Origin of the sequence: Rothia sp. HMSC067H10, from assembly GCF_001810635.1 — a bacterium.
Taxonomy (GTDB): domain Bacteria; phylum Actinomycetota; class Actinomycetes; order Actinomycetales; family Micrococcaceae; genus Rothia; species Rothia dentocariosa.
The window spans coordinates 23,764-46,482 of record NZ_KV802279.1 but is presented as its reverse complement, the minus strand read 5'-3'; the positions used below and the strand labels follow the sequence as shown (position 1 = coordinate 46,482).

The 22,719-nt window shown below is 55.7% G+C and carries 20 protein-coding genes; 11 read left to right on the top strand and 9 right to left on the bottom strand.

Annotated elements, in window-relative coordinates; genetic code table 11:
* Nucleotides 1-41: 41 nt before the first annotated feature.
* On the bottom strand, nucleotides 42-1,094 hold the full coding sequence (locus HMPREF2756_RS01020) for an o-succinylbenzoate synthase (RefSeq protein WP_070617315.1): 1,053 nt from the start codon (nucleotides 1,092-1,094) through the stop codon (nucleotides 42-44).
* Nucleotides 1,095-1,235: 141 nt separating this feature from the next.
* On the opposite strand from HMPREF2756_RS01020, the gene HMPREF2756_RS11380 reads away from it, so the two are divergent.
* Both HMPREF2756_RS11380 and HMPREF2756_RS01010 read left to right on the top strand, forming a co-directional pair.
* Nucleotides 1,236-2,726 carry a phosphatase PAP2 family protein gene (locus tag HMPREF2756_RS11380; RefSeq protein WP_246825773.1) on the top strand — a complete coding sequence of 497 codons (1,491 nt, stop codon included), beginning with the start codon at nucleotides 1,236-1,238 and terminating at the stop codon, nucleotides 2,724-2,726.
* Nucleotides 2,727-2,866: 140 nt separating this feature from the next.
* Nucleotides 2,867-3,244, top strand: a complete 378-nt coding sequence (locus HMPREF2756_RS01010; RefSeq protein WP_246825772.1) for a cupin domain-containing protein — start codon at nucleotides 2,867-2,869, stop codon at nucleotides 3,242-3,244.
* Between the two features lie 214 nt (nucleotides 3,245-3,458).
* Here HMPREF2756_RS01010 and HMPREF2756_RS01005 read toward each other — a convergent pair whose 3' ends face one another.
* The 3 genes from HMPREF2756_RS01005 to HMPREF2756_RS00995 form a co-directional block, all read right to left on the bottom strand.
* Nucleotides 3,459-4,262, bottom strand: coding sequence for an amino acid ABC transporter ATP-binding protein (locus HMPREF2756_RS01005; RefSeq protein WP_070617312.1), 804 nt, complete (start codon nucleotides 4,260-4,262; stop codon nucleotides 3,459-3,461).
* Between the two features lie 27 nt (nucleotides 4,263-4,289).
* Nucleotides 4,290-5,093 carry an amino acid ABC transporter permease gene (locus HMPREF2756_RS01000; protein ID WP_013397707.1) on the bottom strand — a complete coding sequence of 268 codons (804 nt, stop codon included), beginning with the start codon at nucleotides 5,091-5,093 and terminating at the stop codon, nucleotides 4,290-4,292.
* An 87-nt stretch (nucleotides 5,094-5,180) separates the two neighbouring features.
* Nucleotides 5,181-6,014: an ABC transporter substrate-binding protein gene (locus HMPREF2756_RS00995; RefSeq protein WP_070617310.1), complete on the bottom strand. Its 834-nt coding sequence runs from the start codon at nucleotides 6,012-6,014 to the stop codon at nucleotides 5,181-5,183.
* Between the two features lie 303 nt (nucleotides 6,015-6,317).
* On the opposite strand from HMPREF2756_RS00995, the gene HMPREF2756_RS00990 reads away from it, so the two are divergent.
* From HMPREF2756_RS00990 to HMPREF2756_RS10875, 5 genes are all read left to right on the top strand, one after another.
* Complete coding sequence (locus HMPREF2756_RS00990; RefSeq protein WP_004005403.1) at nucleotides 6,318-7,043, top strand: demethylmenaquinone methyltransferase; 726 nt, start codon at nucleotides 6,318-6,320, stop codon at nucleotides 7,041-7,043.
* A gap of 68 nt (nucleotides 7,044-7,111) precedes the next feature.
* Complete coding sequence (locus HMPREF2756_RS00985) at nucleotides 7,112-8,173, top strand: polyprenyl synthetase family protein (protein WP_070617308.1); 1,062 nt, start codon at nucleotides 7,112-7,114, stop codon at nucleotides 8,171-8,173.
* A 119-nt stretch (nucleotides 8,174-8,292) separates the two neighbouring features.
* Nucleotides 8,293-9,603, top strand: coding sequence for a hypothetical protein (locus HMPREF2756_RS00980; RefSeq protein ID WP_070617306.1), 1,311 nt, complete (start codon nucleotides 8,293-8,295; stop codon nucleotides 9,601-9,603).
* Between the two features lie 290 nt (nucleotides 9,604-9,893).
* Nucleotides 9,894-11,504, top strand: a complete 1,611-nt coding sequence (locus HMPREF2756_RS00975) for a sodium-dependent transporter (protein ID WP_004005400.1) — start codon at nucleotides 9,894-9,896, stop codon at nucleotides 11,502-11,504.
* A complete protein-coding gene (locus HMPREF2756_RS10875; protein ID WP_080513847.1) occupies nucleotides 11,504-11,641 on the top strand; it encodes a methionine/alanine import family NSS transporter small subunit in 138 nt (45 codons plus the stop codon). The genes HMPREF2756_RS00975 and HMPREF2756_RS10875 overlap by 1 nt, the downstream gene beginning before the upstream one ends.
* A gap of 148 nt (nucleotides 11,642-11,789) precedes the next feature.
* On the opposite strand, the gene rarD is transcribed toward HMPREF2756_RS10875, so the two are convergent.
* Together rarD and HMPREF2756_RS00965 are read right to left on the bottom strand one after the other, a co-directional pair.
* Nucleotides 11,790-12,899 carry an EamA family transporter RarD gene (gene rarD, locus HMPREF2756_RS00970; RefSeq protein WP_070617304.1) on the bottom strand — a complete coding sequence of 370 codons (1,110 nt, stop codon included), beginning with the start codon at nucleotides 12,897-12,899 and terminating at the stop codon, nucleotides 11,790-11,792.
* Between the two features lie 246 nt (nucleotides 12,900-13,145).
* Nucleotides 13,146-14,648, bottom strand: coding sequence for a DUF6882 domain-containing protein (locus HMPREF2756_RS00965; protein WP_070617302.1), 1,503 nt, complete (start codon nucleotides 14,646-14,648; stop codon nucleotides 13,146-13,148).
* Nucleotides 14,649-14,902: 254 nt separating this feature from the next.
* On the opposite strand from HMPREF2756_RS00965, the gene HMPREF2756_RS00960 reads away from it, so the two are divergent.
* The 3 genes from HMPREF2756_RS00960 (at nucleotide 14,903) to HMPREF2756_RS00950 (ending at nucleotide 18,573) form a co-directional block, all read left to right on the top strand.
* Nucleotides 14,903-16,258: an SseB family protein gene (locus HMPREF2756_RS00960; protein ID WP_070617300.1), complete on the top strand. Its 1,356-nt coding sequence runs from the start codon at nucleotides 14,903-14,905 to the stop codon at nucleotides 16,256-16,258.
* Between the two features lie 189 nt (nucleotides 16,259-16,447).
* The gene (locus tag HMPREF2756_RS00955) at nucleotides 16,448-17,215 is read left to right on the top strand and encodes an ABC transporter ATP-binding protein (RefSeq protein WP_070617298.1); all 768 of its coding nucleotides are present in this window, start codon (nucleotides 16,448-16,450) and stop codon (nucleotides 17,213-17,215) included.
* The gene (locus tag HMPREF2756_RS00950) at nucleotides 17,212-18,573 is read left to right on the top strand and encodes an FtsX-like permease family protein (RefSeq protein WP_070617296.1); all 1,362 of its coding nucleotides are present in this window, start codon (nucleotides 17,212-17,214) and stop codon (nucleotides 18,571-18,573) included. Before HMPREF2756_RS00955 ends, HMPREF2756_RS00950 begins: the two co-directional genes overlap by 4 nt.
* A gap of 115 nt (nucleotides 18,574-18,688) precedes the next feature.
* Here HMPREF2756_RS00950 and HMPREF2756_RS00945 read toward each other — a convergent pair whose 3' ends face one another.
* A complete protein-coding gene (locus HMPREF2756_RS00945; RefSeq protein ID WP_070617759.1) occupies nucleotides 18,689-20,179 on the bottom strand; it encodes a catalase in 1,491 nt (496 codons plus the stop codon).
* Nucleotides 20,180-20,308: 129 nt separating this feature from the next.
* Nucleotides 20,309-20,887, bottom strand: a complete 579-nt coding sequence (locus HMPREF2756_RS00940; RefSeq protein ID WP_070617293.1) for a Fur family transcriptional regulator — start codon at nucleotides 20,885-20,887, stop codon at nucleotides 20,309-20,311.
* A gap of 293 nt (nucleotides 20,888-21,180) precedes the next feature.
* Between HMPREF2756_RS00940 and htpX the strand changes: the two genes are divergently transcribed.
* Nucleotides 21,181-22,062 (top strand): zinc metalloprotease HtpX, encoded by an 882-nt coding sequence (htpX, locus tag HMPREF2756_RS00935; RefSeq protein ID WP_070617291.1) that lies wholly within the window; start codon nucleotides 21,181-21,183, stop codon nucleotides 22,060-22,062.
* 106 nt (nucleotides 22,063-22,168) lie between these two features.
* On the opposite strand, the gene HMPREF2756_RS00930 is transcribed toward htpX, so the two are convergent.
* A complete protein-coding gene (locus tag HMPREF2756_RS00930) occupies nucleotides 22,169-22,660 on the bottom strand; it encodes a YajQ family cyclic di-GMP-binding protein (protein ID WP_070553935.1) in 492 nt (163 codons plus the stop codon).
* Between the last annotated feature and the right edge of the window lie 59 nt (nucleotides 22,661-22,719).

Sequence of the window (22,719 nt, the reverse complement as noted above, 5' to 3'; positions counted from 1 at the left end):
AGCCCCCAGAACACTGACCAGAGCGTTCAGAACATACCTGGCTAAAGACTCGTGTGCAAGGCTTCCTGAAGCACCAGGTAGCACCGTCGGATGCGCTCCACCCAGGCATCCCGCACTTCGCTCTCTGCTTCAACGCGACTCAGCGCCGATTCCGTAGGTGCAACCTGCCGCATCTGGAGTTCGCCATCGCGAGCAAGCAGCGAATTTTCGGTCACATCGGCGCTCATCAGTGAGACCGTACTCAGCCCGCACGCATAGGGAAGATTCGGCAGAGCCGCCGCCAGAGACACACCGGTTGCGATACCTACGGAAGATTCCAGCGCCGAAGACACCACCGCGGGTAAACCCGCCTGTTCAACGATCTTTAGTGCGCGCCGAGCCCCGCCTAAAGGCGCCGCCTTGACGATAAGCACATCGGCGGCGTGCGCCTGCGCCACCTTGAGAGGGTCACTAGCCTTACGCACGGATTCGTCGGCGGCGATGAGCATCGAAAGGCCGTGCTCGCGCACCAGGGCACACACCTGCGCAAGCTCCTCAACCGTGGCGACGGGCTGCTCGGCATAAAGCAGATCGTACTCGTTCAGCGCCGCAAGGGCTTCGAGAGCATCGGGGACGCTCCACCCCGCATTAGCGTCCACCTTTAACCGCGCGTTCGGGAGGGCACGCCGCGCCGCCGCAACGCGGGCAATATCATCGTCGAGAGTCTGCCCCTTTTCAGCAACCTTGATTTTAAGCTCGTGGATGGTTCCACGATAGTTGTTCAGCACTTCGGGAACCCGCTCGGCGCTCACCGCGGGAAGGGTCGCGTTCACCGGAATAGTGGTTCGTCGAACGGGCGGCGCCCCCAGCCAGGCGGACTCTAACGCACAGGCTAACCACGCCGCCGCCTCATGATCGTCATACTCTAAAAACGGCGCGAACTCGCCCCATCCGGCGGGACCCTGTATCAGCGCACTCTGGCGCCGATTGACTGAGCGGAAGGTCACCCGCATGGGAATATCAACCACTCGAACGGCGCGTAAAACCTGCTCTAACGGCGGCAAAGCTAAGCCCTCAGTGATGAACCCGTATCCCAACGGCGGCACGGATGACATGGCGTTTCTCCTTAAGGTATTCTCGGTAAACTCCCAGCTTGGAATTTAGAAAACACGTATTTTTCATAGCTTAACCTGAGATAGTGTTTTCTATGTCGTGTTTACAGACACCGCATCACAGACATTTTGGAGGGAAAAAGTATGTCACAGGGTCCTCACACATCGCGTGGTCATGTTCCTCGCCATACCAGTACCTCAAATGACACGGACGATGCTACGCGTATTCTATCTCCTCAGACTTTAGCCGATAACGACAGTGCCGATGCCGATGCGACGGTTCCGTTATCGAGCATCCAATCTTCCTATGAAACCGATGATGATGCGACCGAATTTCTGGACCTCCAGGACCTGCCATCTTCCTCACCAGATACGGACGCAACCCGCGCCATCCCAAACCCGCACGAGGCGCCTAAACCCCGTGAAAGCTCTGACACAGTAGCCCTCGACGCTCTTGACGATTCTCCAACCGAAGCCATCAGCGCATCGCAGGATCCGCGTGCTCACTACGTTCAGCACACGCGTGCCGCCCAGCCGCAAACTCGTGTGCAGCCGGATATAACACCTTCAGCTGATTCCCCCGCCACGGTCGCCATGCCAACGGGTGCTCCCGGTATGCAGACCACGCCCCCGGGCACGCAGTACAATGCCGCCGCGCATCCCCACGCCGCTAACCCGACGATGAGCGCCGCGAACTATGCCGGATACGGCGCTCGCCCGAACCCAGCGGCCCCCGGGGCAGGCGTTCCTGCAGAAGCACCCATTCCAAATGATCCGCCGAGCACCAAGGTTGTAGCGCAGCACCTGGGCGTTATGGTGCTGTTCGGTGCCCTGCTCTACGCCACGTTCCAGTTCTTCATCTACAGCCGTACCGGGCAGCAGCTCGACGAAAATGCGTTTACCGAATATGCCAGCCAGTTCGCGGAATACCAGCGTCCCACCCTGGCGGCGCTCGATAACCTGCCGACGATTACCGGCGTAATCGCGGTGATCGGCATTATTATTGGGCTGATCTGGAAGCACCGCATCCTGCCCGCTATCGTGGGTATTCTTGCGGGTACGGGCGCGTGTTTGAGCGTCCACGTTCTCAAGAATTATGTGATTACCAAGCCTAATTTCGGTATTCAGGAAGCCCTCTTGAACTCCGCGCCGAGCGGACACACGGCATTCGCCGCTTCTGCAGGTGCCGCGTTGTTCATCGCAGCGCCTCGCGCGCTTCGACCCACGATTGCGGTCTTGGCGGCGATGGCGACCTGCGCTACGGGCGCATCCACCATTATTAACGGCTGGCATCGCCCAGCGGATGTTATCAGTGCGATTTTGGTAGTTGCGCTCTGGACCGTTCTCGGCTTGGGTGTTCTTCGTTACCTGCGCCGTGCAGAATTCAACGCACCGACCCCTCGCGTGGTGGGAGCCATTGCGGTGCCGCTGCTGACGATTGCAAGCCTGTTTCTCTCCTTCTGCGCGGTCGCGATGTATGCGGTCACCATGTTTTCCACTATGCCCGGGGGAGTGTTCGTTGCCTCAACCTGCCTGATTTTGGCGGTTAGCACGGGCACCACGGCGATACTGGTGCGGCTTCTGCGCCCGCGTAACCAGGTATCTTCTCCCTATACGCGCGTGTGGGAATACTAGGGCCGTATCACGTTATGAAATATATATGTCACTGTTTGCCTACGCTCGTAAAACGGGCATAGAATTTAGTATAGTTCATGCAAATTTTAGGATGCGCGTATCCTAAAAGAACAACCATCATCGGCGAAAGGTTAGAACTCATGGCGGGTACTCACGAAGGGCGTGTGATTGTTTTCCCACAGCTCACCGAAGTTCTTACCCCCTTTGAGACTAAGCCGCAGGCAAAGAAAATCCTTGATGCCGATGGCGGCAGTATCACCCTAATGGAGCTGGCGGCCGGTCAATCTTGGCACGAACACCACAGTGTACATCCGGTGGTCGTGCAGGTGCTTAAAGGCAAGGTTGATTACAGTACCAAGGGGCAGAGCATTATTCTGGAACCCGGTAAACTCATCCACACCACGGCAAAGCTGTTGCACTCGGTAACGGCACTCGAAGACTCAACTCTGATGGTCATTATGCTGACCGGAGAATCATATCCGGAGCCTAATATCACTATTGAGGTTGAACAGGTCTAGGGCACAACGCCTTAGAAATAAATAAATCCCTTTAAGCACGGTAATGTCCCGTATCCAGCGACGGATACGGGACATTGTCGTATATTCTCCCCAACAGGCAAAGCTGTTATGAGCAGGTTTTCTGTGAAACGGTAAAAACCCCGCAGATACCTTCCTCACGGAGCACTTGGAGGAAAACGTATCTGCGGGGCTGGTCTGAAACAGGGCAAACGGGCTAGGCGTTTGCTGCCGCATCCTGATCTGCGGGGGTTTCATCCACGTGGGTGGGATCAAGCACACGCGCTAAGAACGTCTTGGTACGTTCATGCTGCGGGCTGCCGATCACCTGCTCGGCGGGTCCCTCTTCGACGACCACGCCATCCGCCATGAAGACGACCTTATCGGCGACATCGCGGGCGAAGCTCATCTCGTGGGTCACCACGATCATCGTCATACCTTCGTCGGCGAGATCACGCATAATCGTAAGAACATCGCCCACCATTTCGGGGTCGAGCGCGCTTGTCGGCTCGTCGAAGAGCATGAGTTCGGGGTTCATCGACAGCGCCCTAGCGATCGCCACACGCTGCTGCTGGCCGCCCGAAAGTTTACTCGGGTAGGCATTTTCCTTATCTGCCAGCCCCACTTTTGCCAGCTGTTCGCGGGCAATCTTCTCTGCCGTTGCACGATCACGACCCAAGACCTTAATCTGAGCAATCGTGCAGTTATCAAGCACGCTCAGATGCCCGAACAGATTGAACTGTTGGAACACCATGCCCATGCGGGTGCGCAAGGCATTAATATCGGCATCCGGATCGGTTACCTCGACACCGCCCACGGTAATGGTTCCTGCGTTGGGCTCTTCGAGCAGGTTTACGCATCGCAGAAGCGTTGATTTACCCGACCCCGAAGGGCCGATCAGGCAGACGACCTCGCCCGGTTCAACCTGAATATCAATACCGCGTAGCACCTCGTTTTTACCATAAGACTTATGTAGCCCCGTGATGCTCACCGATGCCGCCGATGTTACTGTGTCAGTCATGACAATCTCCCAAAGTCTTTGTCGTGGTTACTTGCGTGACGCGCCCGTGCGCTTCTCAAAATATGCGGATAGCTGCCCCAGCGGCACGGTAATAATCAGGTAGCACAGGCCCGCAACCACTAGGGGAGTGAGCCCTGCGCCGGATGCGGTAATACCTTCACGCCCGAATTTCGCCAGCTCGTACTGCGCGATTTGTACACCCAGCAGGTACACGAGGGAGGAATCCTTAGTCAGCAGAATAACTTCGTTAGTCAGCGGGGGGAGCACGATGCGGAATGCCTGCGGAATAATTACCGAGAGCATCGCCCGGGTGTGCGACATGCCCAGCGACCGTGCCGCCTCATACTGACCTTTCGGAACCGCCTGTAGGCCGGCACGCAGCACCTCGCTGATATAGGCAGAGGACACCAGTCCGAGGGAGAGTGTTACCGGAATGAGGTTATCGACAAACCGGATTTTGAAGGCGAGGGGAATGCCGTAGCCGAAGGCAAAGAACACCAAGAGCGCCGGAATGCCACGGAAAATTTCGACATAGATTGTCGCCAGCCACCGGTAGGGTGCGATCGATGAGATACGCATGAGTGCCAGGATAAGGCCAAGGCTTAGACCCACGGCGAAACCCAGGGCCGTGTAGATCAGGGTATTCTTGAGCGCTACTGTAATAACGTTCGGGAACTGCTTTTGCGCAACCTCAAGGTTGAATACCTGGCTGGACAGTGTTTTCCAGTCGGCAAGGGCAATAATAAGAACCGCGATAACCGCCAGCAGAGCATACTGGGAGTACCGGAACATAGCCTGTTTTTTGCGGGGAGATAGTTTATTCTGTGCCATCGTTACACTAACGTAGTCTGTGTTGATCGTGATATTCAGGATGCGCGGCGCACGTTAGCGAACGTACGCGCACCGCGCTAATCGCGGTTAGTTTGCGCTGGATGAAGATGCGGATGAGGGCGAAGACTTAGTCTTGGTCCACTTTTCCTTGATCTTATCGAGTTCGCCGCTGGACTTGAGCTGCTGAATTGTCTTATTTGCTTTATCCAGCAGGGCTTTCTTTTCGGGGGCTACCGCACCGGCAATCTGGTCGGCATTTTCCGAGGTCTGATAGGCGATCTTGAAAGAGTCGGGGTCTTTGGTCAGAGCCTCAGAAATAACCGAGAGGTTTGCCGAGACGGCCTGCACCTGACCGGTCTTCAATGCCGAGAACATGAGTTCGTTGTCCTCGTACTGCACAACGTCCGCGCCTTTTTCTTTGGCATAGGATTCGCCGCTGGTTGCCTGCTGAACGCCGACTTTGGCGTTCTTAAGATCTTCGACGGAGGAGATCTTGGAATTTTTGGGAACCAGAATTGCCTGGTTGTCTTCGAAATAAACGTCGGTGAATTCCATTTTGGATTTCCGCTCGTCGGTTACGCTGATACCCGCGAGCGCAATATCGCATTGTCCGCTGGTGAGCCCGGTACCCGAATCGAGGCCTTCAAAGCTGATGGAGGTGAGTTGTGCTTCTGCGCCCAGGTCTTTGGCGATAGCGTTTGCGATATCTGCATCGATACCTACGATTTTTCCGTTTTCTTCGTATTCGAAGGGCATGTAGGGGGTGTTGGTGCAGACGGTGAGGACGCCGTTGTTGATAAGGTTTACCTCTCCGTTTTCGCCGTCGGATGCGGTTGAGACGCATCCGGTGAGGACGAGGGGTGCGAGCGCGAGGATCGCGAGGGACTTTTTGAGGTTGGGTTTTGCGGTGAAAATCGACATGGTGTGCTCCGTGTGTAGAAAATTTTGATGTTTTCCATTGTGCACCTGTGCGATAAAGAATGCAAGTATGCCTATAAATATTCACTATTTTTCTGATTAAATGAAGAATTATGTATGCATAGTATGCATAAAACCAGGAATACTGTCGCGCCGTGGCGGGCGGCGGGAGAAACGTGCTGCACGTGCGCAACACCGGGCACAAGAGTGCATATTTTCGTGAGTTAAAGTGTTCGCCACCTCAGATGACGCATCAGGAGGTGCTCAACTACCCCACGGGCGGCAGAACATGCCACAATTGAAGGCGTGAGCAACGTAGAGAAAAATGTTCAGGGTACCCGCGCAACCCTTGACAAGAAGACCGGCGATATCGCCGCCATGTTTGACACCGTCGCGAAGCGCTACGACCTGATGAACGGCATCTTATCGCTGGGACGGCACATCTACTGGCGCAAGCAGACCGTTGCCGCCGTAGATGCGCATCCCGGGCAGAAGGTCCTCGACGTTGCCGCCGGTACCGGAACCTCATCTGAGCCTTTCGCCGACGCCGGGATTGATGTTATCGCCGCGGACCTTTCCGAAGGAATGCTGGAGGTCGGGCGCAAACGCCGCCCCGATATGACCTTCGTGCGGGCGGATGTCACCGACCTTCCCTTCGAAGACGACAGCTTCGATGCCGTCACCATGTCTTACGGTTTGCGTAACGTTGCAGACTATCCCCGTGCGCTGAGCGAACTGTACCGGGTTACTAAGCCCGGCGGGCGCATCGTGGTACTGGAATTCTCAACCCCAACCTTCGCCCCTTTCGGTAAGGTGTATAAGGAATACATTATGAAGGCGATACCGCCCGTAGCGCGCGCGATCTCCTCGAACCCGGAATCCTATGTATATTTGGCGGAGTCGATTATCGATTGGCCGGATCAGAGAACCCTTGCCCACAAGTTCGCGCAGGCGGGCTGGCAGGACGTCAAATATCGTAATCTCAGCGGCGGAATTGTGGCCATTCACCGTGGTTTCAAACCCCAAAACTAACACTCAGCACATCATCATTGAGCAACACACAGTATACAGCTACGCACCAACACACCGGAGAAGGCATCGTGAGCACCTCAGAGCAATCCATTGCAGCCACCGACCTGATGGCAGGACTTGATTTCAACCTGCCCGCCGGGTTTGAGCTCATTGCGTCCGACCCGCAGCTTGGCCCCCAGATTCTTACCTCACTGGCGCGGATTGAAGAGCGGCTTGCCGAGGCTATCAGCTACACCGATAAGCTCGCCGATGTTGCCGCCCGACACTTACTGCTCGCCGGTGGAAAGCGCGTGCGTCCCCTCTTGACTCTGCTTGCCGCCGCCGTGGACGGGCAGATTAACGACGACGTGATTGAGGCCGCAGTGGTCGTCGAACTCACCCATCTAGCGACCCTCTACCACGACGATGTGATGGACGATGCGCCCAAACGCCGCGGAGTCGATACCGCCCAGACCATTTGGGGAAATTCCGTCGCCATCCTGACGGGTGACCTCATTTTCTCGCGTGCCTCGCTGCTGGTCTCCGATCTGGGTACGCGACCCATGAAAATTCAGGCGCAAACCTTCGAAAGCCTGGTGCTGGGACAGCTCTACGAAACAACCGGCCCGCGCGAGAACCAAGATATTCTCGATCACTATATTGCCGTGATCGAAGGGAAAACAGGTTCGCTGATCGCGGCGGCGGGGGAGTACGGCTCACTCTTGGCGGGCGCCTCCGAAGAGGTTATTCAGATGCTCGCCACCTACGGCGAACTCGTGGGCGTGGCATTCCAGCTCGCCGATGATGTGATTGATATCGTCAGCGATGGTGCGTCCTCCGGGAAAACCCAGGGCACCGATCTGCGTGAGGGCGTGCCGACCCTGCCGACCATCCTGCTCAACCGTGCCGCAGAGGCCGGGGACGAATCAGCCCGTCAGGTTCGAACACTCATTGAGGCAGACCTCTCGAGTGACGATGCGCTTGCCGCCGCCGTATCCGCGCTCGCCGCGCATCCGGTCACGCAGGAAGCGTGGCAGATAGCCTATAATTGGGCGGATCGCGCGATCGCGGCCATTGCGCCGCTGCCGGATTCCACCGCGAAGGCGGCGCTGGAATCCTTCGCGCATGCCGTGGTGCATCGCGAGGGCTAAACTGCGTGATACGGTTGCTTCAGGAAGACTTCTTCACGAGAATGTGTATATCGATGCAGCGTAGTGTGTGAAGAACGCCCAGGTGGAGCTGAACTCGATAGAGTTCTTTAAGGGAAACTATGGCCCACAAGACCGTTACCGCATATCAATCTGCCGCAATATTCTTCAGTTCGGTTATAGCGGCTGCGGCAACGTTTGCTATATCGGTTATTGCTGCATACTTTTTATCGCACAGTGAATTTAGGCAGTTTCAGTCCGCATTCTGGCCTCTCGTGTTCGGAATTTACGGCATAACCGGCGCTATTCAGCAGGAAACAACGCGGGCAGTCGGGGCGTCCCTTCTGCAGAATCCGGAATCACGAACACACACCAATAGACTTTCATATTCCGCCGTGGCAGCCCTGTTAGGCCTGGGTATTGCCGCGATCGTCGTCATGACTTCACCGCTGTGGTCCTCTGCTTTCCCCACCTACCCGCAGATGAGTGTTGTACTGATAGAGTTTGGCGTCGTAATGTACGCCGTCTACGCTGCGGTTAGCGGCGCATCCGCAGGGCGGGATTCCTGGTATTTTTACGCCGTTTTAGGTAGCGGTGAGGCACTGATACGTTTGGCGGCAACACTGGCGGCGGTAGTGTTGTCGTGGCACCTGCTCGGATTTGAGACCGCCGTTGTCGTCGCCTCGCTGATCTGGCTTCCGTGCGTCGTATTTTCACGTACCGGGCGGCGCGTCTGGCACGCGAGCATTGATGTTAGTTCGCGGCGGTACACACGAAATATTGTGATGCTCATGCTTTCGTCCGCCGGTGCATCGATTCTTATGACGGCGTTTCCCTTTTTCTTACAGTTCACAACGCAGGATCAAAGCGCACAGTTCAATGCCTTGGTCGCTGCTATTGGGGTTACACGTTCGCCGATTATGATGCCGCTTCAGGCCTTTCAAGGGGTCGCCATATCGGCTTTCTTAAAGCACCAAGATCACCCACTGCGCGCTTTAGCACGCCCGTGTCTGTGGGTCCTGGGAATCGGCGTTTTCGGCGCACTGCTTGCCTATCTTATCGGACCTTTTCTCTTTGACATTTTCTACTCTAAATATGCCGGTCTTGCACCCGGAATGATGCTTGCTATGTTGACCCTTGAATCCGCGATTATCGCCGTGCTTGTGCTCGCCGGAAATCTGGCTATTGCCTTGAATATGCACCGTTTATATGTGAGCGGTTGGGTTTGTGCGGCTGCGTTGGCCTTGCTCCTGCTGCACATGCCGCTGGATGTGGTGAGCCGTACCGAACTCGCCCTCGGGGTTGCTCCGCTGTGCGGATTCACGGTAATTCTGGTGGGAATCTTGAGGGGTTCAAAGGTAGAGAGCCGTAAAAGTACCGATAAATCCGGTCTCTTCCAGGATGCACCTGCTGCTCGGCATGAGAGGCCGTGAGGGCTGAAGATCGAGAAGTATTAGTTTAAAAATGCTTGCGTTTATCTATTACATTCCCCTCATAAATCCCACAGAATCCCACATGATGGGCTATCATTGACCAAATAGCCTACATCAGGTAAACCTAAAGAACGTCTGTGCCCATACATCATTGAGAGCACAGAGCACCCGGAGAGTCGCGCCCAAACCCTAGCGCGCCTCCGTTCACGACGACATGCTCCGTCTACCCTCAAAGGCGCATCGTCGCGTGACGTGCATACATGAACATCTAGACCGAGGTAACCACTATCATGGGTACAAAACCCGCCAAGACCCCGGCGAAGCGTGAAGGCTTCTCCAGCCGCAGGGTCTTCCTTTTTGCCGCCATCGGCTCAGCTGTTGGTCTGGGAAATATTTGGCGTTTCCCCGCTGTTGCTTACAAGAACGGTGGCGGCGCCTTCATGATCCCGTACATCGTGGCGTTGCTGACCGCAGGACTCACCTTCCTCTTTTTCGACTACGCGATTGGCCACCGCGGGCGCGCATCGTCTCCGTTGGCATTCCGCCGCCTCAACCGCAAAACCGAGTTTATCGGCTGGTGGCATATGGGCATTAGCGCGGTTATTGCCATCTACTATGCCGCAGTTATCGCCTGGGCAGTGCGGTACATGATTTTCTCATTCAACCAGGAGTGGGGCAGCGACGCGAAAACCTTCTTCATGAAGGACTTCCTGAAAGTGGGGGATCCGAAGCTTTCCTTTGACTTTAACCCCGGCATTCTCATTCCGCTCGTGCTGGTGTGGATTTCCCTGATCGTCATCATGGCGCTGGGCGTACAAAAAGGCGTGGGTGCCGCCAATGTGGTGTTTATGCCTCTGCTGATCTTTATGTTCGTGGGTCTGGTTGCGTACTCGCTCACCCTGCCCGGCGCGATGAACGGCCTGAACACCCTGTTCACTCCCAACTGGGGTGCGCTAACTAATGGCGAGGTGTGGGTCGCCGCCTACGGTCAGATCTTCTTCTCGCTCTCCATTGGCTTTGGCATTATGGTGACTTACGCATCCTACCTGAAGCCCAAGACCGACCTGACCGGCTCGGGTGCCGTCGTGGGCTTCGCCAACTCCGGATTTGAGCTGCTGGCGGGTATCGGTGTGTTCGCGGCGCTGGGCTTCATGGCGCAGGCACAGGGTATCGCCGTGGATAAAGTTGTCGAAGAAGGAATAGGTTTGGCTTTCATTGCCTTTCCCACCATTATTTCGCAGGCTCCGGCGGGAGCGCTCATCGGGTTCCTGTTCTTCGGTTCGCTCCTCTTCGCAGGGTTCACCTCGCTCATCTCAATTCTTGAGGTCATTATCGCCGGTGTACAGGATAAAGCAGGCACCTCACGCCTGACCTCGACTATGATCGTGATTATCCCGCTGGCGATTATCTCGACACTGCTGATGCCCACCGCATCCGGCCTGTACATGCTGGATATACTCGATACCTTCGTGAATAACTTTGGCATTCTTGCCGCTGGTCTCACCTCTATTGTCGTGATCACCTATGGCGTGCGGGCTCTGCCGACCCTGCGGGAGCACCTGAACTCTGTTTCCTCCTTCAAAGTGGGTTGGATCTGGATGATTCTCTTAGCGGGCGTTACCCCGCTGATCCTGGGGTACAGCCTGATCTCCACGCTCGTGAAGACCATTAATAAACCCTACGGAGGTTACCCAGCAGATCTGCTCGGCATCTTCGGTTGGGGCATGGTGGCATTACTGGTTATTGGCTCCATCGTGATTTCATTCCTGCCGTGGTCGCATAAGTCACGTGCTGCCGAGGAACCTCCGGCACCGCCCGTTATCGGCGGTAAACTCGCCCACACGCATGTGGACGATGCCGCGTTGAAAGCACATGCAAAAACACAGGGTGAGGAGGCATAATGAGCGGTGCAGCTATCGCTATGATGATCGTGGCAATCCTCATTATCTGGGGCGGCCTGGTGTTTGCCCTCGTAAACCTGAGCAGGCACCCCGAAGAACCTGAGGATGATGCTGTCGAGCAGGCAGCCACCGAATAATACCGTTTACGCGCGCGGGCAGGTCTGCGGACTGTGCCCGGTACGTAGAAATATAGAATACTCGCGCACTCGGCGCGAATAAAAAGTGTTGGCATGAGAACTCTGACCGGTTCTCGTGCCAACACTTTTATGCATATACGGCAAGGGCTCAGGATTTGTCGGAGGCACTCGCTGCGGAATCTTCGGTGTCTTCGGGCGAGAGCTGCACCGCGTCCAGAAGATAGTTCTGTTCACGGTCATCGCCGCCCTCAGAGGACTGAGAAATCTGCACAATAGGGATCATGCCGGTCTCGACCGCCGTGAGCTTCGACGGGCGCGAAGTGCGTGAGGCGCGCACCGCATCCACCGTGAAAATTACGATAGCCACCCAAATTAGAGATAAGCCAATCCACTTATCCGGGGTAATCCTATCGTGCAGCACGAAGAGCGCCAGGAAGAACTGAATGGTCGGTCCCATATACTGCACCATGCCGATCACCGACAGAGGCAGCGCTCGCGCCGCCGCTGAGAAAAGAACCAGCGGAGTTACCGTGACAATGCCGGTGGAAGCAAGCAGCCAGAAATGCCCGGGGCCTTGCGAAAACAACGTGAGCTGTCCCTGCGTATTCATCCACCACAGCACCATGAGCGCCACCGGAAGCAAAATAAAAGTCTCAAGCGATAGCGACACCACCGGATGCACACTCGACCCCACCCGCGCCTTGAGCAGCCCATACGTTCCGAAGGTGAAGGCAACGCCTAATCCCAGCCACGGAATCTGCCCGTACACCACGCTCATAATCAGCACTGCCACGGTCGAAATCCCGATAGCGACCCACTGAATTTTTCGCAGCCGCTCGTGCAGGAACACGACTCCCAACACCACGGAGACCAGCGGGTTAATAAAATACCCCAGCGACATGTCAATCGTATGCCCGTGCGTGGTGGAGTACACATAGATCATCCAGTTCGCGCCGATCAGCAAAGACGCGACCGTCAAAATACCCATAGTGCGCGGGGTACGCACCGCCTGGTTAAACGGCTTGGTCAACCGGAAAATAGGGAGCAGAACCGCGCAGAATGCCAGTGAAAAAATCACACGCGAGAGCACAATCTCCAGCGCAGACGAAGACGCCATGAGATAGAAATACAGCGGCAGCATACCCCAGATCGCGTAGGTGGTGAAAAGGCAGATAAAACCATTGCGGGTCTGTGCAGCGTGTGCCGCCGTGCCTGGTGCGGATGTGGATGCTGTAGCGCTGTGAGCGTTCTGCGCCATAGTGTGAGGGATCCTCCCTACCTGTGAACGAAAGATGAGATGTGAACTTCTAACAACTCTACTCCTACCGCACTCTCGCGCACGAGTACGAGGCGCCGACTGGCGGAGGCGAGTCGCCTATTAAACGCCGATGGGGCGCAACATAATACAGCGTTGCACCCCACCGGAATGATGAAATTCCTGGGTCAGGATAATATGCCGCAGGTACGGGGTAAAGACCCTGTACACCTGCTGGTACCGCGTTGTCTACAGACCGAAGAACCGCGAGAAGAAGCCCTTCTTCTTGCCGGTTTCCTGAGTCTGCTCCTGCTCCTCGTGCTGATCAGCCTTCTGTTCGGCGGGTTCGATCACCGGAATTGCAGTTGCCGGGGTGTTCTCGGTCTGCGGTGCGGATGCGTCGGTACCTGAAGCGGCAGGTTTGGGTGCCTGCTTCGGCTGTTGCTGGGCACCTGCCGCAGCGGGCTTCTGTGCGCCGGGCTGAGGAGTGGTCTGTCCCTGGCCTGCACTCGCGCCGGGTTTGCCAGCTGCGCGCGGGGTGATCGATGTGCGGGAATTCGAGGTATCGGAGGCACTGGGTTTCGTCGCCTTAGCCTGACCCGCAGGTGTGCCGGTCTGTGCCGCAGCAGCGTTCGGAACGACATCGCCGGGTAGGGTATTGACCGTTACGCGACCGTGCTCGGAATCCTCGCGTGGATCCTGATCGAAGGGAGCCTCGGTATCCGGGTAGAGGTTCTCGGTCGTGCGTACACCCGCCACCGGTTTCTGCGATGCGCCAGCGGGTACAGTGCGCTCTGCGGCCGCCGCAGGAGCCTGAGGCTGAGCCGGTGCTGCCTCTTCCTGCTGTGCATTTTCCTGCGCGGGGGTGCTCTCTGCTGCCTGTGCTGCCTCGGGCTTCTGCGCGGTGGGTGCCTGCTCGGCTTCGGCACGTGCCGCCGCACGCTCTGCCGACTGCTGTTCGCGCAGAGCCACCTGCTCTGCAGCCTCGGCGGCGGCAGCCTGCTCAACTTCAGCGCGTTCAGCCGCCAATTCCGCACGGTACTGCTCAGCCTCTGCGGCAAGCTGCGCAAGTTCTTGGGCGGTAACCTCGGGCTTCGCGCGCTCAATACCGCTGATGCGCCCCTCATCGAACCACAGCCGCAGGGCGCCGTCGGTCATGGTGAGTACCACGGTGGCCTCGGTATCCCAGGCGGTATGGAACCCGCGCTGACGCGCATAAGAATTAACGGCGAGTGGATGATCGTGAATATCTTCGCTTTGCAGAGCCTTCGCAATCACGCGCCCTACACCTTTGTACGTGGGCGCATCCAGGGTCAATTCGGGGCTGTCAATCAGGCTCCACGCCCGCACAGACCCCGACGGCAGAGGATAGTGAGCGTATAAACCGGTCACCGTTTTCGTTGCCAGAGTCAGGCGACGCGCCAATCCCTCTGAGAGCGGAATTTCGTCGGTACTCAGCTCCAGCACTGAATCGCGTTCACCGGCATCTCGCGCCTGCAGCGCCGCTGAGACTACCGCATTTGGAAAATATCCCAATTGCTGCCACGACCAAATCCAGGTTCCACGGTTTTCAGATTCGGTACCGAGCAGGTAGGGTTGAAAAGACACCGGATCGGCGGCCTTGAACGTGAGGGACTGTTCGGCGAAGTTTACGTCGTAGTCAGCAGACCCAATGAGTTCAGCCAACCGCGCCTGGTATTCGGTCGAGATAAAGATTGATGCGTCAATAAGATCCTGCAAAGAATTCGTCATAGGTTAAGGGTAACAACCTTTTTGGTGTGAGTACCCACAAACTGTACCAATTTTGTGGGTCGGATGGAGAAAAAATTTGAACAAGAGACAACTCGGTAACCGATGCTAGAGCACACACGCAAAAGTGTGTTCCCTAACCTATCATGACGTTATAAATCGGCGTGACGGCGGATGCTTCGCTAAAATCAATAGAGTAGCGGGTAGCTTCCCGCCGGGATCTAAGATGCAAGCTGACGATAAAGGAATGGAAAACCATGACGGATACCCGACGTTCTGAACCGACGAGTAGAGCCGCCCGCACCCAGGATGCGCTCAACCGTATCGGTAGCTGGCTTCTTGATGTCGTCAAGGCTGAGCCCGGGTGGAGCGAGATGATCCTCGACGTAAAACCCCTCGCCGGGCAGGTCTATATTCGCGTGCGTGAATTCCGTGACGGCGAAGAGTACATCGGTTCGGTGGGTCCCCTCAAGGAAGATTCGCCCGTACTGCCCGATCTTCGCAAGCTCCAGCGCGCCGCCTACGACGGCAACTGCGGCACCTGGTTTACCGCATCTGTGGTGGTGGCGGCCAATAACTGGCCCGAACCAAAGTTCAGTGTGGGGGCATCTTATAACCGCGACGAAGAACCGGAGAACTGGGGTACTGAAGGAACCCTGAGTGCTTCGGATGTGCGCGAGCATCTGCACATGTTCCCGCGCGATTCCGAGCGTATTCCCGCTTGGGCAACCGAACGTATGCACGGTCGAGCTCGTGATGTTTCGGGCTTGCATAAAGAAACCGATTACGAGGTTCCCAATCCCTACCTCGCCGCTGCACTCGAAGCTTTCAAGAAGGACGTCAAAGAACGAACCCTCATTAACGTAGTGCGCACCATGCTCGGCGGCGATTTGCTCGTGGATGCTTCCGGCTCAACTATTGTTCCCGCAGGGCACCTTGATATTGGTCCCGAATCGCAGCTGCGCTACCAGGTTATTCGCCTTGAAAACGGGATGCAGGCGCTATGCGTATTCTCGTCGGCAGAGTATGTTTCGAAAAGCTACATGCGTGAAAACTCCGACGATGACGAGCTGATTCTGCGCGAACCCGCCGTCAAGATTTTCATGGATTTCTTGAGCAACCCCGACCTTGATCTGATTGCGATAGATCCGGGTTCCAACCACGAATGCTATATTGAGCGCGCCCAGGTGCAGTGGGTTGTGAACTCGCCCCGCAACGACGGCGCGAAAATGGCTCTTATCAACGACAATATGCAGCAGCTTCTCGGTTCGTTGGTGGCACCAAACTCTATTCTGGTGGTGGCCATCGACCCCAAGAGTAAGGTACAGGGCCCCGCATTCGTCCCGGATAATGAAGGCAACCCCACGAATATGCTGGCGTTCACCTCGCCAATTGAAGTTGCCGCTATTGACCCCGCGATTGAGGTGCGCGTAGCGCATGCGATTGAGGTGCTGACCCTCGCGGAACAGCTCAACGCCCCGGGCATTCAGATCAATTACTTCAACCCCAGCGCTGTGCTCGACATCAAGCAGATCCGCGAGCTCCTCGATATTGTGCGTGAACAGGAAGCGGTCTTCGGCGCTTCTCCCGCTGGTGCTGGTGCATCCGCATAGTTCGTAAAATCCGTCACGCTAAAATCGCCCGGAAGAAACACCCATACGGTGTTATCTCTTCCGGGCGATTTTTGCGTTTGGAAAGGTTGTATTATACAGGTCGGCTTCTATAATGTGTAGCAAAGCTGTTCTCATGCAGTCAGGGAATGACGATATACCCATCATCGACCCGAGCAGGAGATATACGTAATGGCCTTTTCTCATACATCAGAAGAGATAATTACCGGAGCGGGAATATATAAGTCGTTCCCCTCCGCCGGTTCGCGAGAGCAGCTATCAGTGCTGAAGGGAATTGACCTGCAGATTCAGCGGGGGAGTTTTACCGGAATTGTAGGACCTTCAGGCTCCGGTAAATCTACCCTCTTGAACTGTCTAGCGGGTCTTGAGCCGCTGACCTCCGGTACTGTAACTATAGCCGGTACAGATATTAGCTCTCTTCGCGGCAATAAACTTGTGGCATTCCGGCGCGATCACCTTGGGTTTGTTTTTCAATCGTATAACCTGATTCCGGCGCTGACGGCTTATGAGAACGTTCTGCTCCCAGCACAGCTTGCCGGGCTACGACACGCGCATCGTCGTGCTCGTGAGGCGCTGCATGCAGTGCACATGTTAGATTTTTCTCGCTCTTTGCCGAACCGTCTCTCAGGTGGTCAGGCTCAGCGCGTGGCTATCGCCCGTGCCTTAGCAAGCGGTGCAGAACTGATTTTTGCGGACGAGCCCACCGGCGCTCTCGACACTAAAACTGGGAATCTGGTTCTGGATATACTGCGCCATCTCGTCGATGAAGAACATCGGACTATCGTGATGGTAACCCACGACTTGGAGGCAGCATCCCGCACAGATACCGTTTTTGTGATGCGTGACGGAACTCTTCACGAAACATTAGAAAGCCCACATACTCCCGAAATTCTAGCGGCTCTCGACCGTGCGGCTACCTACGAAACGGATGCATCATGATGGTAAAGGTTGCGGTGAAACAGCTGCGCCGCACGTGGCGCGTGTGGGTAGGTGCCCTTGTCATGGTGATTGTAGGGGCGACGGGAATTACAGCGGTTAGGTTGCACCTTGCAACGGCCAGTACTATGCCCTCGGAGAAAGCCCGAGCAATTTTCTCGTTGGCATATGGCGAAGTAGCGTTTCTCATCGTGGCATCGGTGGCAATGCTCGCCTCCACAGCACGTTATGCTGTTGCGGCAACCCGTGCAGAGTATGCCCGGCTGCAATTGGTCGGTGTACTTCCTCGACAGGTCTTTACGATAGTGCTCGTACAGCTTCTAGCGGTAGGAGTCATAGGCGTCGTCTTTGGCTGCGGGCTGGGCATAGTGTGCGCTCAACCAATGCTTGATTATACGGTTCATCAAACAACCCTTCAGCAGACAGTACCGGTTGTTTATCTGGCGCATTCTATAGTAATAAGCGCTCTTATCGTGCTGGTCGTAACACTCTTCAGCGGAGTGCGGTCTGCACGGGCGGCTAGCCTGATGCCAGCGCTTTGGGCACTTCGTGAAACAGAAGAAACACCTGCCGTAAAATTCAGCTGTGGACGTTTGATCCTTACTCTCGTTTTGGCAGGATGCACCATAGCATTAGCAGTGGGTATACAGTTTGTCCGTATTGATCCTCACCAAGAGCGTGTAGGCGTGGTTATTTCAGGTGTAATAGGATTAGGTATTCTCCTGGGGCTTTGCCTGATTTCACTGCTGGCAGCACTTGCTCCGCTCCTCTCGACAGGGTTTATCAGCGTATGGAGCGCCATAATTCCCATGAGGTTATCGGCTTCATGGAGTATTGCCCGTAGGTTCATACAACATAGCGGCGGCAGGAGCGCAGCAACTCTAACCCCCGTTCTGATAGCGGTAGGATTGCCTGGAATTCTCTACACAGTATATGACACGATAGCAACGGGCATGAGTTCCGGTTCCGGTACCAACTCGGGTGGGCTGAGCGTTATTCTATCTCCTGCGCTTCTCACCGCGACTATAGGAGCTGCGACCATTATTTTTATGGGCTCCTTGAGTCGAAGCCGTGATTTTGCATTGCTGGTGCTAACCGGTGTTTCACGAGCAGTAATAGCGCGTATCGTGGTTTTTGAATCTCTGATGTATGCGCTCAGCTCGTTTCTGCTGGCTCTAGGGGGTATGGCCGTCGTCGGTCTTTCTGTATCAAGCCGATTCCCCGCTGAGACCAAAGTGACCAGCGCACTTGGCTGGGATGTGGCGGCGGTATCAGCAGGGTGCGCCTGGGTTATCCTATGCCTCGCCAACCTTGCGCCTGTACTGAGGTACAACCGCCTCAAACTTGTCAGCACAACATAACCGGTTAAAAATACGGGGTCGGTGACTCCACCTCACTGAAAGTCACCGGCCCCATAGTAGCAGCCAGCTGTGCGTCATGTTCTCGAATCTACAGGAGAACAGACGCTGCCGTATCTTATGAACCAGATGCGGCGGCTGCCACGGCCTCGCGAACGCGAGAACCGAGCTCAGGGTGAACGCTATCCCAGTATTGGAACGCGCGTTCACGAATCTCGTCGGAACGAACAGCACCTACGTGACCAGAGATGTTGCTGATCAGGCGTTCGCGTTCTTCGTCGTTCATGGTTACTTCGTAGAGGGTGCGTGCCTGCGAGAAATCATCGTCATCCGGGCGCAGGGTGTAGGCGGTGCGTACCAACTCGCCATCAGACTCCCAGCTACCTTCGCCAGCGCGTTCCGCATCCGCATGCGGGCCGCCCAAACTATTCGGCGCGTAGGTGGGAACGGAGGGGTCGTTGAAGTTGTAGCGCATCGAGCCGTCATGCGAATAGTTGTTCACCGGCGCCGCATGGGGTGCGTTCACGGGCAGTTGCGCGAAGTTGGTGCCGATGCGGTAGCGATGCGCATCCGGGTAGGAGAAGATACGACCGAGCAGCATCTTATCGGGCGAAGCCGCGATACCGGGCACAAAGTTCGAGGGGGAGAAGGCAGCCTGCTCGATTTCGGCGAAGAAGTTCTGCGGGTTGCGATCCAGCACCATGCGACCCACCTTGATCAGCGGGTAATCCGAGTGCGGCCAAATCTTCGTCAGATCAAAGGGGTTAATGCGGTAGGTCTTCGCATCCTCGTAGGGCATGATCTGCACATAGAGCGTCCAGGTGGGGTAGTCTCCACGCTCGATAGCCTCGCGCAGGTCGCGGCGGTGGAAGTCAGCATCCTTGCCCGCCATCTCGTTGGCTTCATCCTGGGTGAGGAAATCGTTGCCCTGCTCGGTCTTGAAATGGTACTTAATCCAGAAGCGCTCACCTTCGGAGTTAATCCACTGGTAGGTGTGCGATCCGAAGCCATCCATATGGCGCAGGGTTCGGGGCAAACCGCGGTCGCCCATCAGCCAGGTGACCTGATGTGCTGATGCCGGATTGAGGCTCCAGAAATCCCACTGCATGTCGTTATCGCGCAGACCCGAACCGGGCATACGCTTCTGCGAGTGGATAAAGTCGGGGAACTTGATGGCATCGCGAATGAAGAAGATAGGAGTGTTATTACCTACCAAGTCGTAGTTACCTTCGGTGGTGTAAAATTTCACCGCGAAACCGCGGGGGTCACGCCAAGTATCGGGGGAACCGGACTCGCCCGCCACGGTCGAGAAACGAATCAGCAGCTCAGTTTTAACGCCCGGCTGAAAGAGCGCCGCACGGGTGTACTGCGAAACGTCTTCGGTAGTTTCAAAGTAGCCGTATGCGCCGGTTCCCTTCGCGTGCACCACACGCTCGGGTACACGCTCACGGTTGAACTGAGCGAGCTTTTCAACAGTGTAAGCATCGTGCAGAACGATGGGACCATCGGCGCCCACGGTGAGCGAATGATCATCTGAAGCTACCGGCGTGCCAGTGCTCGTGGTGGTGTAAGAACCGGGATGAATGGGGTTCTGTGGGGTCTGATACATATTTGCTTCTTCCTGTGTTTTTGATGATGCTATGTGGTTTTCGACGAGCATTCTTCCTGTTTTAGGGTGCAGCTAACGAACACTAAGGCGCTGTTTCACGCCCGGAGTAAGGTGTGGGAATGTGGTTCGTTAGTGCTGAACGCTCGCTGCGGCTTGCACCTGGCTCTTCGCCAGTTCTGCTTCTGCCTCTGTTTGACAGTCTGCGCAGACGCCTCGATACAGTACGTCTGCGCTGATAATTGCCATGCCGTGGAAGTCGCTGGGAGTTAGGCAGGGTGCTGAGCCAACAGCGCAGTCTACATCCTGAACTTTTCCGCAGCGAATGCAGAATGCGTGGTGATGATTATCGCCCGTGCGAGTCTCGTAGAGCCCCGGGGTTCCCGGCGGCTCAAACTTATGCAGCATGTCGATATTCGTCAGATCTGTGAGGATCACATACACCGACTGCACGGTAATGGTGGGAATCTCTTGCCGTACAGCTGTAACTATTTCTTCGGCATTAGTATGGGGATGAGCCTGAACTGCACGCAGGACAGCAAGCCGCTGTTTAGTGACCCTGCGCCCCTTAGCGCGCAAGTTTTGCGACCAAGATTCCGTGAGAAGCTCGGTCGCGGATTCTGCTGCCAACGGTAGCACGCCGGTGTGGGAGCATCCGTGAAGAGGATGCTCGGGTTCCGGGTGTGCGTTCGTATCTAGGGGTTCGGTCATGAACAATACTCTACCGTTAATCTGACTTTTTCACAATTATAATTACGATAAATTCATAATAAACACCGTGGTCAGGGTACTTTCGCCATGACACTATGTCGCTAAAACCCCGAATTTCTGGCCGGTAGCAGAATACTCTGAGACTTCATGTGACCTTGCTCGCATTCATGGAACCTGTGGGTGTGAGAATATGAAATACACGCTAGTGGCGAATCTGGATGTCTGCCTTGTATATACCCCGTATGCTGTAATCTAATACGTTCACGGCAACACGATTTCTAAAGGTACACGCAATGCACAAACACTATAACGGGCTTAAGACCGCCTTTCTGCTGGGCGGTATGGTCGGTCTGCTGATGCTTATCGGCGGCGGTCTTTCAACATACTTCCGCAGCTCAATTTTTATCTGGGGCTTCGCCCTTGTGAGCTTAGGTACCGTTGCATATTCATACTGGAACTCCGATAAACTCGCGCTACGTTCCATGAACGCCTATGCCGTTACCCGCGAGGATGTTCCGGTTCTGTATGACATTGTCGAGGAACTTTCCTCGCGCGCCGGTCAGCCTATGCCGCGCCTGTATGTGGCGCCCACCCAGACTCCAAACGCCTTCGCGACCGGACGTAACCCGCGCAATGCCGCCGTCTGCTGCACCGAAGGCATTTTGCAGCTTCTTGACGAACGCGAAATGCGCGGTGTGCTTGGGCACGAGCTTATGCACGTCTACAACCGCGATATTCTTACAAGCTCGGTGGCAGCCGGTATTGCAACTCTGATTACGGCGGCGGCACAGATTGTTGGCTTCGGCTCCATGATGGGAGGGAACCGTGAGCGCGGCGGCGGAAACTTCTTGAGCATAATCCTGATGTCGCTTCTGGCTCCCATTGCTACGGCGGTTATCCAGATGGCTATCAGCCGCACCCGTGAATACGATGCCGATGAAGATGGTGCAAAACTCACGGGCGATCCGATTGCACTTGCCTCCGCCCTGAATAAGTTGGAGAAGGGTGTCTCGCTCTACCCTATGGATCCCAAGAATCAGCAGGTTGTGAATACCTCGGCCTCTATGATTGCGAACCCCTTCGGTGGCCTGAAGAACTTCATGTCTACTCACCCACCGATGGACAAACGCATCGCCCGCCTGCAGCAGATGGCGCGTGATAACGGTCAGCTATAAAACCTGCATACGTGTTTGTCTTATAGGCGAAAGGCGGGGTGGTTACCAAAACTGGTAACCACCCCGCCTTATTGGTGCGCTGATGCCGCGTGCACAGCAGAGGTGTCTAGCGATAATTCACGAACTGCAGATCAACGTCAAGATCTGCGCCTTTAAGCAGTGAAATCACGCTCTGCAGATCGTCACGAGACTTCGAGGATACGCGCAGCTCATCGCCCTGAATCGTAGCCTTCACGCCCTTAGGCCCTTCATCGCGGATCAGTTTGGAAATCTTCTTAGCCTGATCCTGTGCGATGCCTTCCTTGATGGAGCATTCGATGCGGGTCTCTTTGCCAGAAGCGTAGGGATCACCCGCATCCAGGGACTTTAGCGAAATACCACGTTTGACGAGCTTTGACTGGAAGACGTCGAGCACTGCGAGAGCTCGTTCTTGGGCGTTTGCCTTAATGAGAATCTTCTCGCCCGAGAAGTCGAGTTCAGCACCGACACCACGGAAATCGTAGCGCTGCGAAACCTCTTTTTGTGCCTGGTGTAGGGCGTTGGAGACCTCTTGTTTATCAACCTTTGAGACAATATCGAAAGAAGATTCGCTTGCCATAAACCTATGTCCTTTCGTTGTGTTTGTGCGGAATACGACGTTATCTTTCCCTCATAGAA

What these genes read in the sequence shown, in the direction of transcription:
- HMPREF2756_RS01010 (WP_246825772.1), top strand. Translation starts at nt 2,867, where the DNA reads ATGGCGGGTACTCACGAAGGGCGTGTGATTGTTTTCCCACAGCTCACC.
- HMPREF2756_RS00965 (WP_070617302.1), bottom strand. Translation starts at nt 14,648, where the DNA reads ATGACGAATTCTTTGCAGGATCTTATTGACGCATCAATCTTTATCTCG.
- HMPREF2756_RS00960 (WP_070617300.1), top strand. Translation starts at nt 14,903, where the DNA reads ATGACGGATACCCGACGTTCTGAACCGACGAGTAGAGCCGCCCGCACC.
- HMPREF2756_RS00955 (WP_070617298.1), top strand. Translation starts at nt 16,448, where the DNA reads ATGGCCTTTTCTCATACATCAGAAGAGATAATTACCGGAGCGGGAATA.
- HMPREF2756_RS01020 (WP_070617315.1), bottom strand. Translation starts at nt 1,094, where the DNA reads ATGTCATCCGTGCCGCCGTTGGGATACGGGTTCATCACTGAGGGCTTA.
- HMPREF2756_RS00945 (WP_070617759.1), bottom strand. Translation starts at nt 20,179, where the DNA reads ATGTATCAGACCCCACAGAACCCCATTCATCCCGGTTCTTACACCACC.
- htpX (WP_070617291.1), top strand. Translation starts at nt 21,181, where the DNA reads ATGCACAAACACTATAACGGGCTTAAGACCGCCTTTCTGCTGGGCGGT.
- HMPREF2756_RS11380 (WP_246825773.1), top strand. Translation starts at nt 1,236, where the DNA reads ATGTCACAGGGTCCTCACACATCGCGTGGTCATGTTCCTCGCCATACC.
- HMPREF2756_RS00980 (WP_070617306.1), top strand. Translation starts at nt 8,293, where the DNA reads ATGGCCCACAAGACCGTTACCGCATATCAATCTGCCGCAATATTCTTC.
- rarD (WP_070617304.1), bottom strand. Translation starts at nt 12,899, where the DNA reads ATGGCGCAGAACGCTCACAGCGCTACAGCATCCACATCCGCACCAGGC.
- HMPREF2756_RS00975 (WP_004005400.1), top strand. Translation starts at nt 9,894, where the DNA reads ATGGGTACAAAACCCGCCAAGACCCCGGCGAAGCGTGAAGGCTTCTCC.
- HMPREF2756_RS10875 (WP_080513847.1), top strand. Translation starts at nt 11,504, where the DNA reads ATGAGCGGTGCAGCTATCGCTATGATGATCGTGGCAATCCTCATTATC.
- HMPREF2756_RS00940 (WP_070617293.1), bottom strand. Translation starts at nt 20,887, where the DNA reads ATGACCGAACCCCTAGATACGAACGCACACCCGGAACCCGAGCATCCT.
- HMPREF2756_RS00995 (WP_070617310.1), bottom strand. Translation starts at nt 6,014, where the DNA reads ATGTCGATTTTCACCGCAAAACCCAACCTCAAAAAGTCCCTCGCGATC.
- HMPREF2756_RS01000 (WP_013397707.1), bottom strand. Translation starts at nt 5,093, where the DNA reads ATGGCACAGAATAAACTATCTCCCCGCAAAAAACAGGCTATGTTCCGG.
- HMPREF2756_RS00930 (WP_070553935.1), bottom strand. Translation starts at nt 22,660, where the DNA reads ATGGCAAGCGAATCTTCTTTCGATATTGTCTCAAAGGTTGATAAACAA.
- HMPREF2756_RS00950 (WP_070617296.1), top strand. Translation starts at nt 17,212, where the DNA reads ATGATGGTAAAGGTTGCGGTGAAACAGCTGCGCCGCACGTGGCGCGTG.
- HMPREF2756_RS01005 (WP_070617312.1), bottom strand. Translation starts at nt 4,262, where the DNA reads ATGACTGACACAGTAACATCGGCGGCATCGGTGAGCATCACGGGGCTA.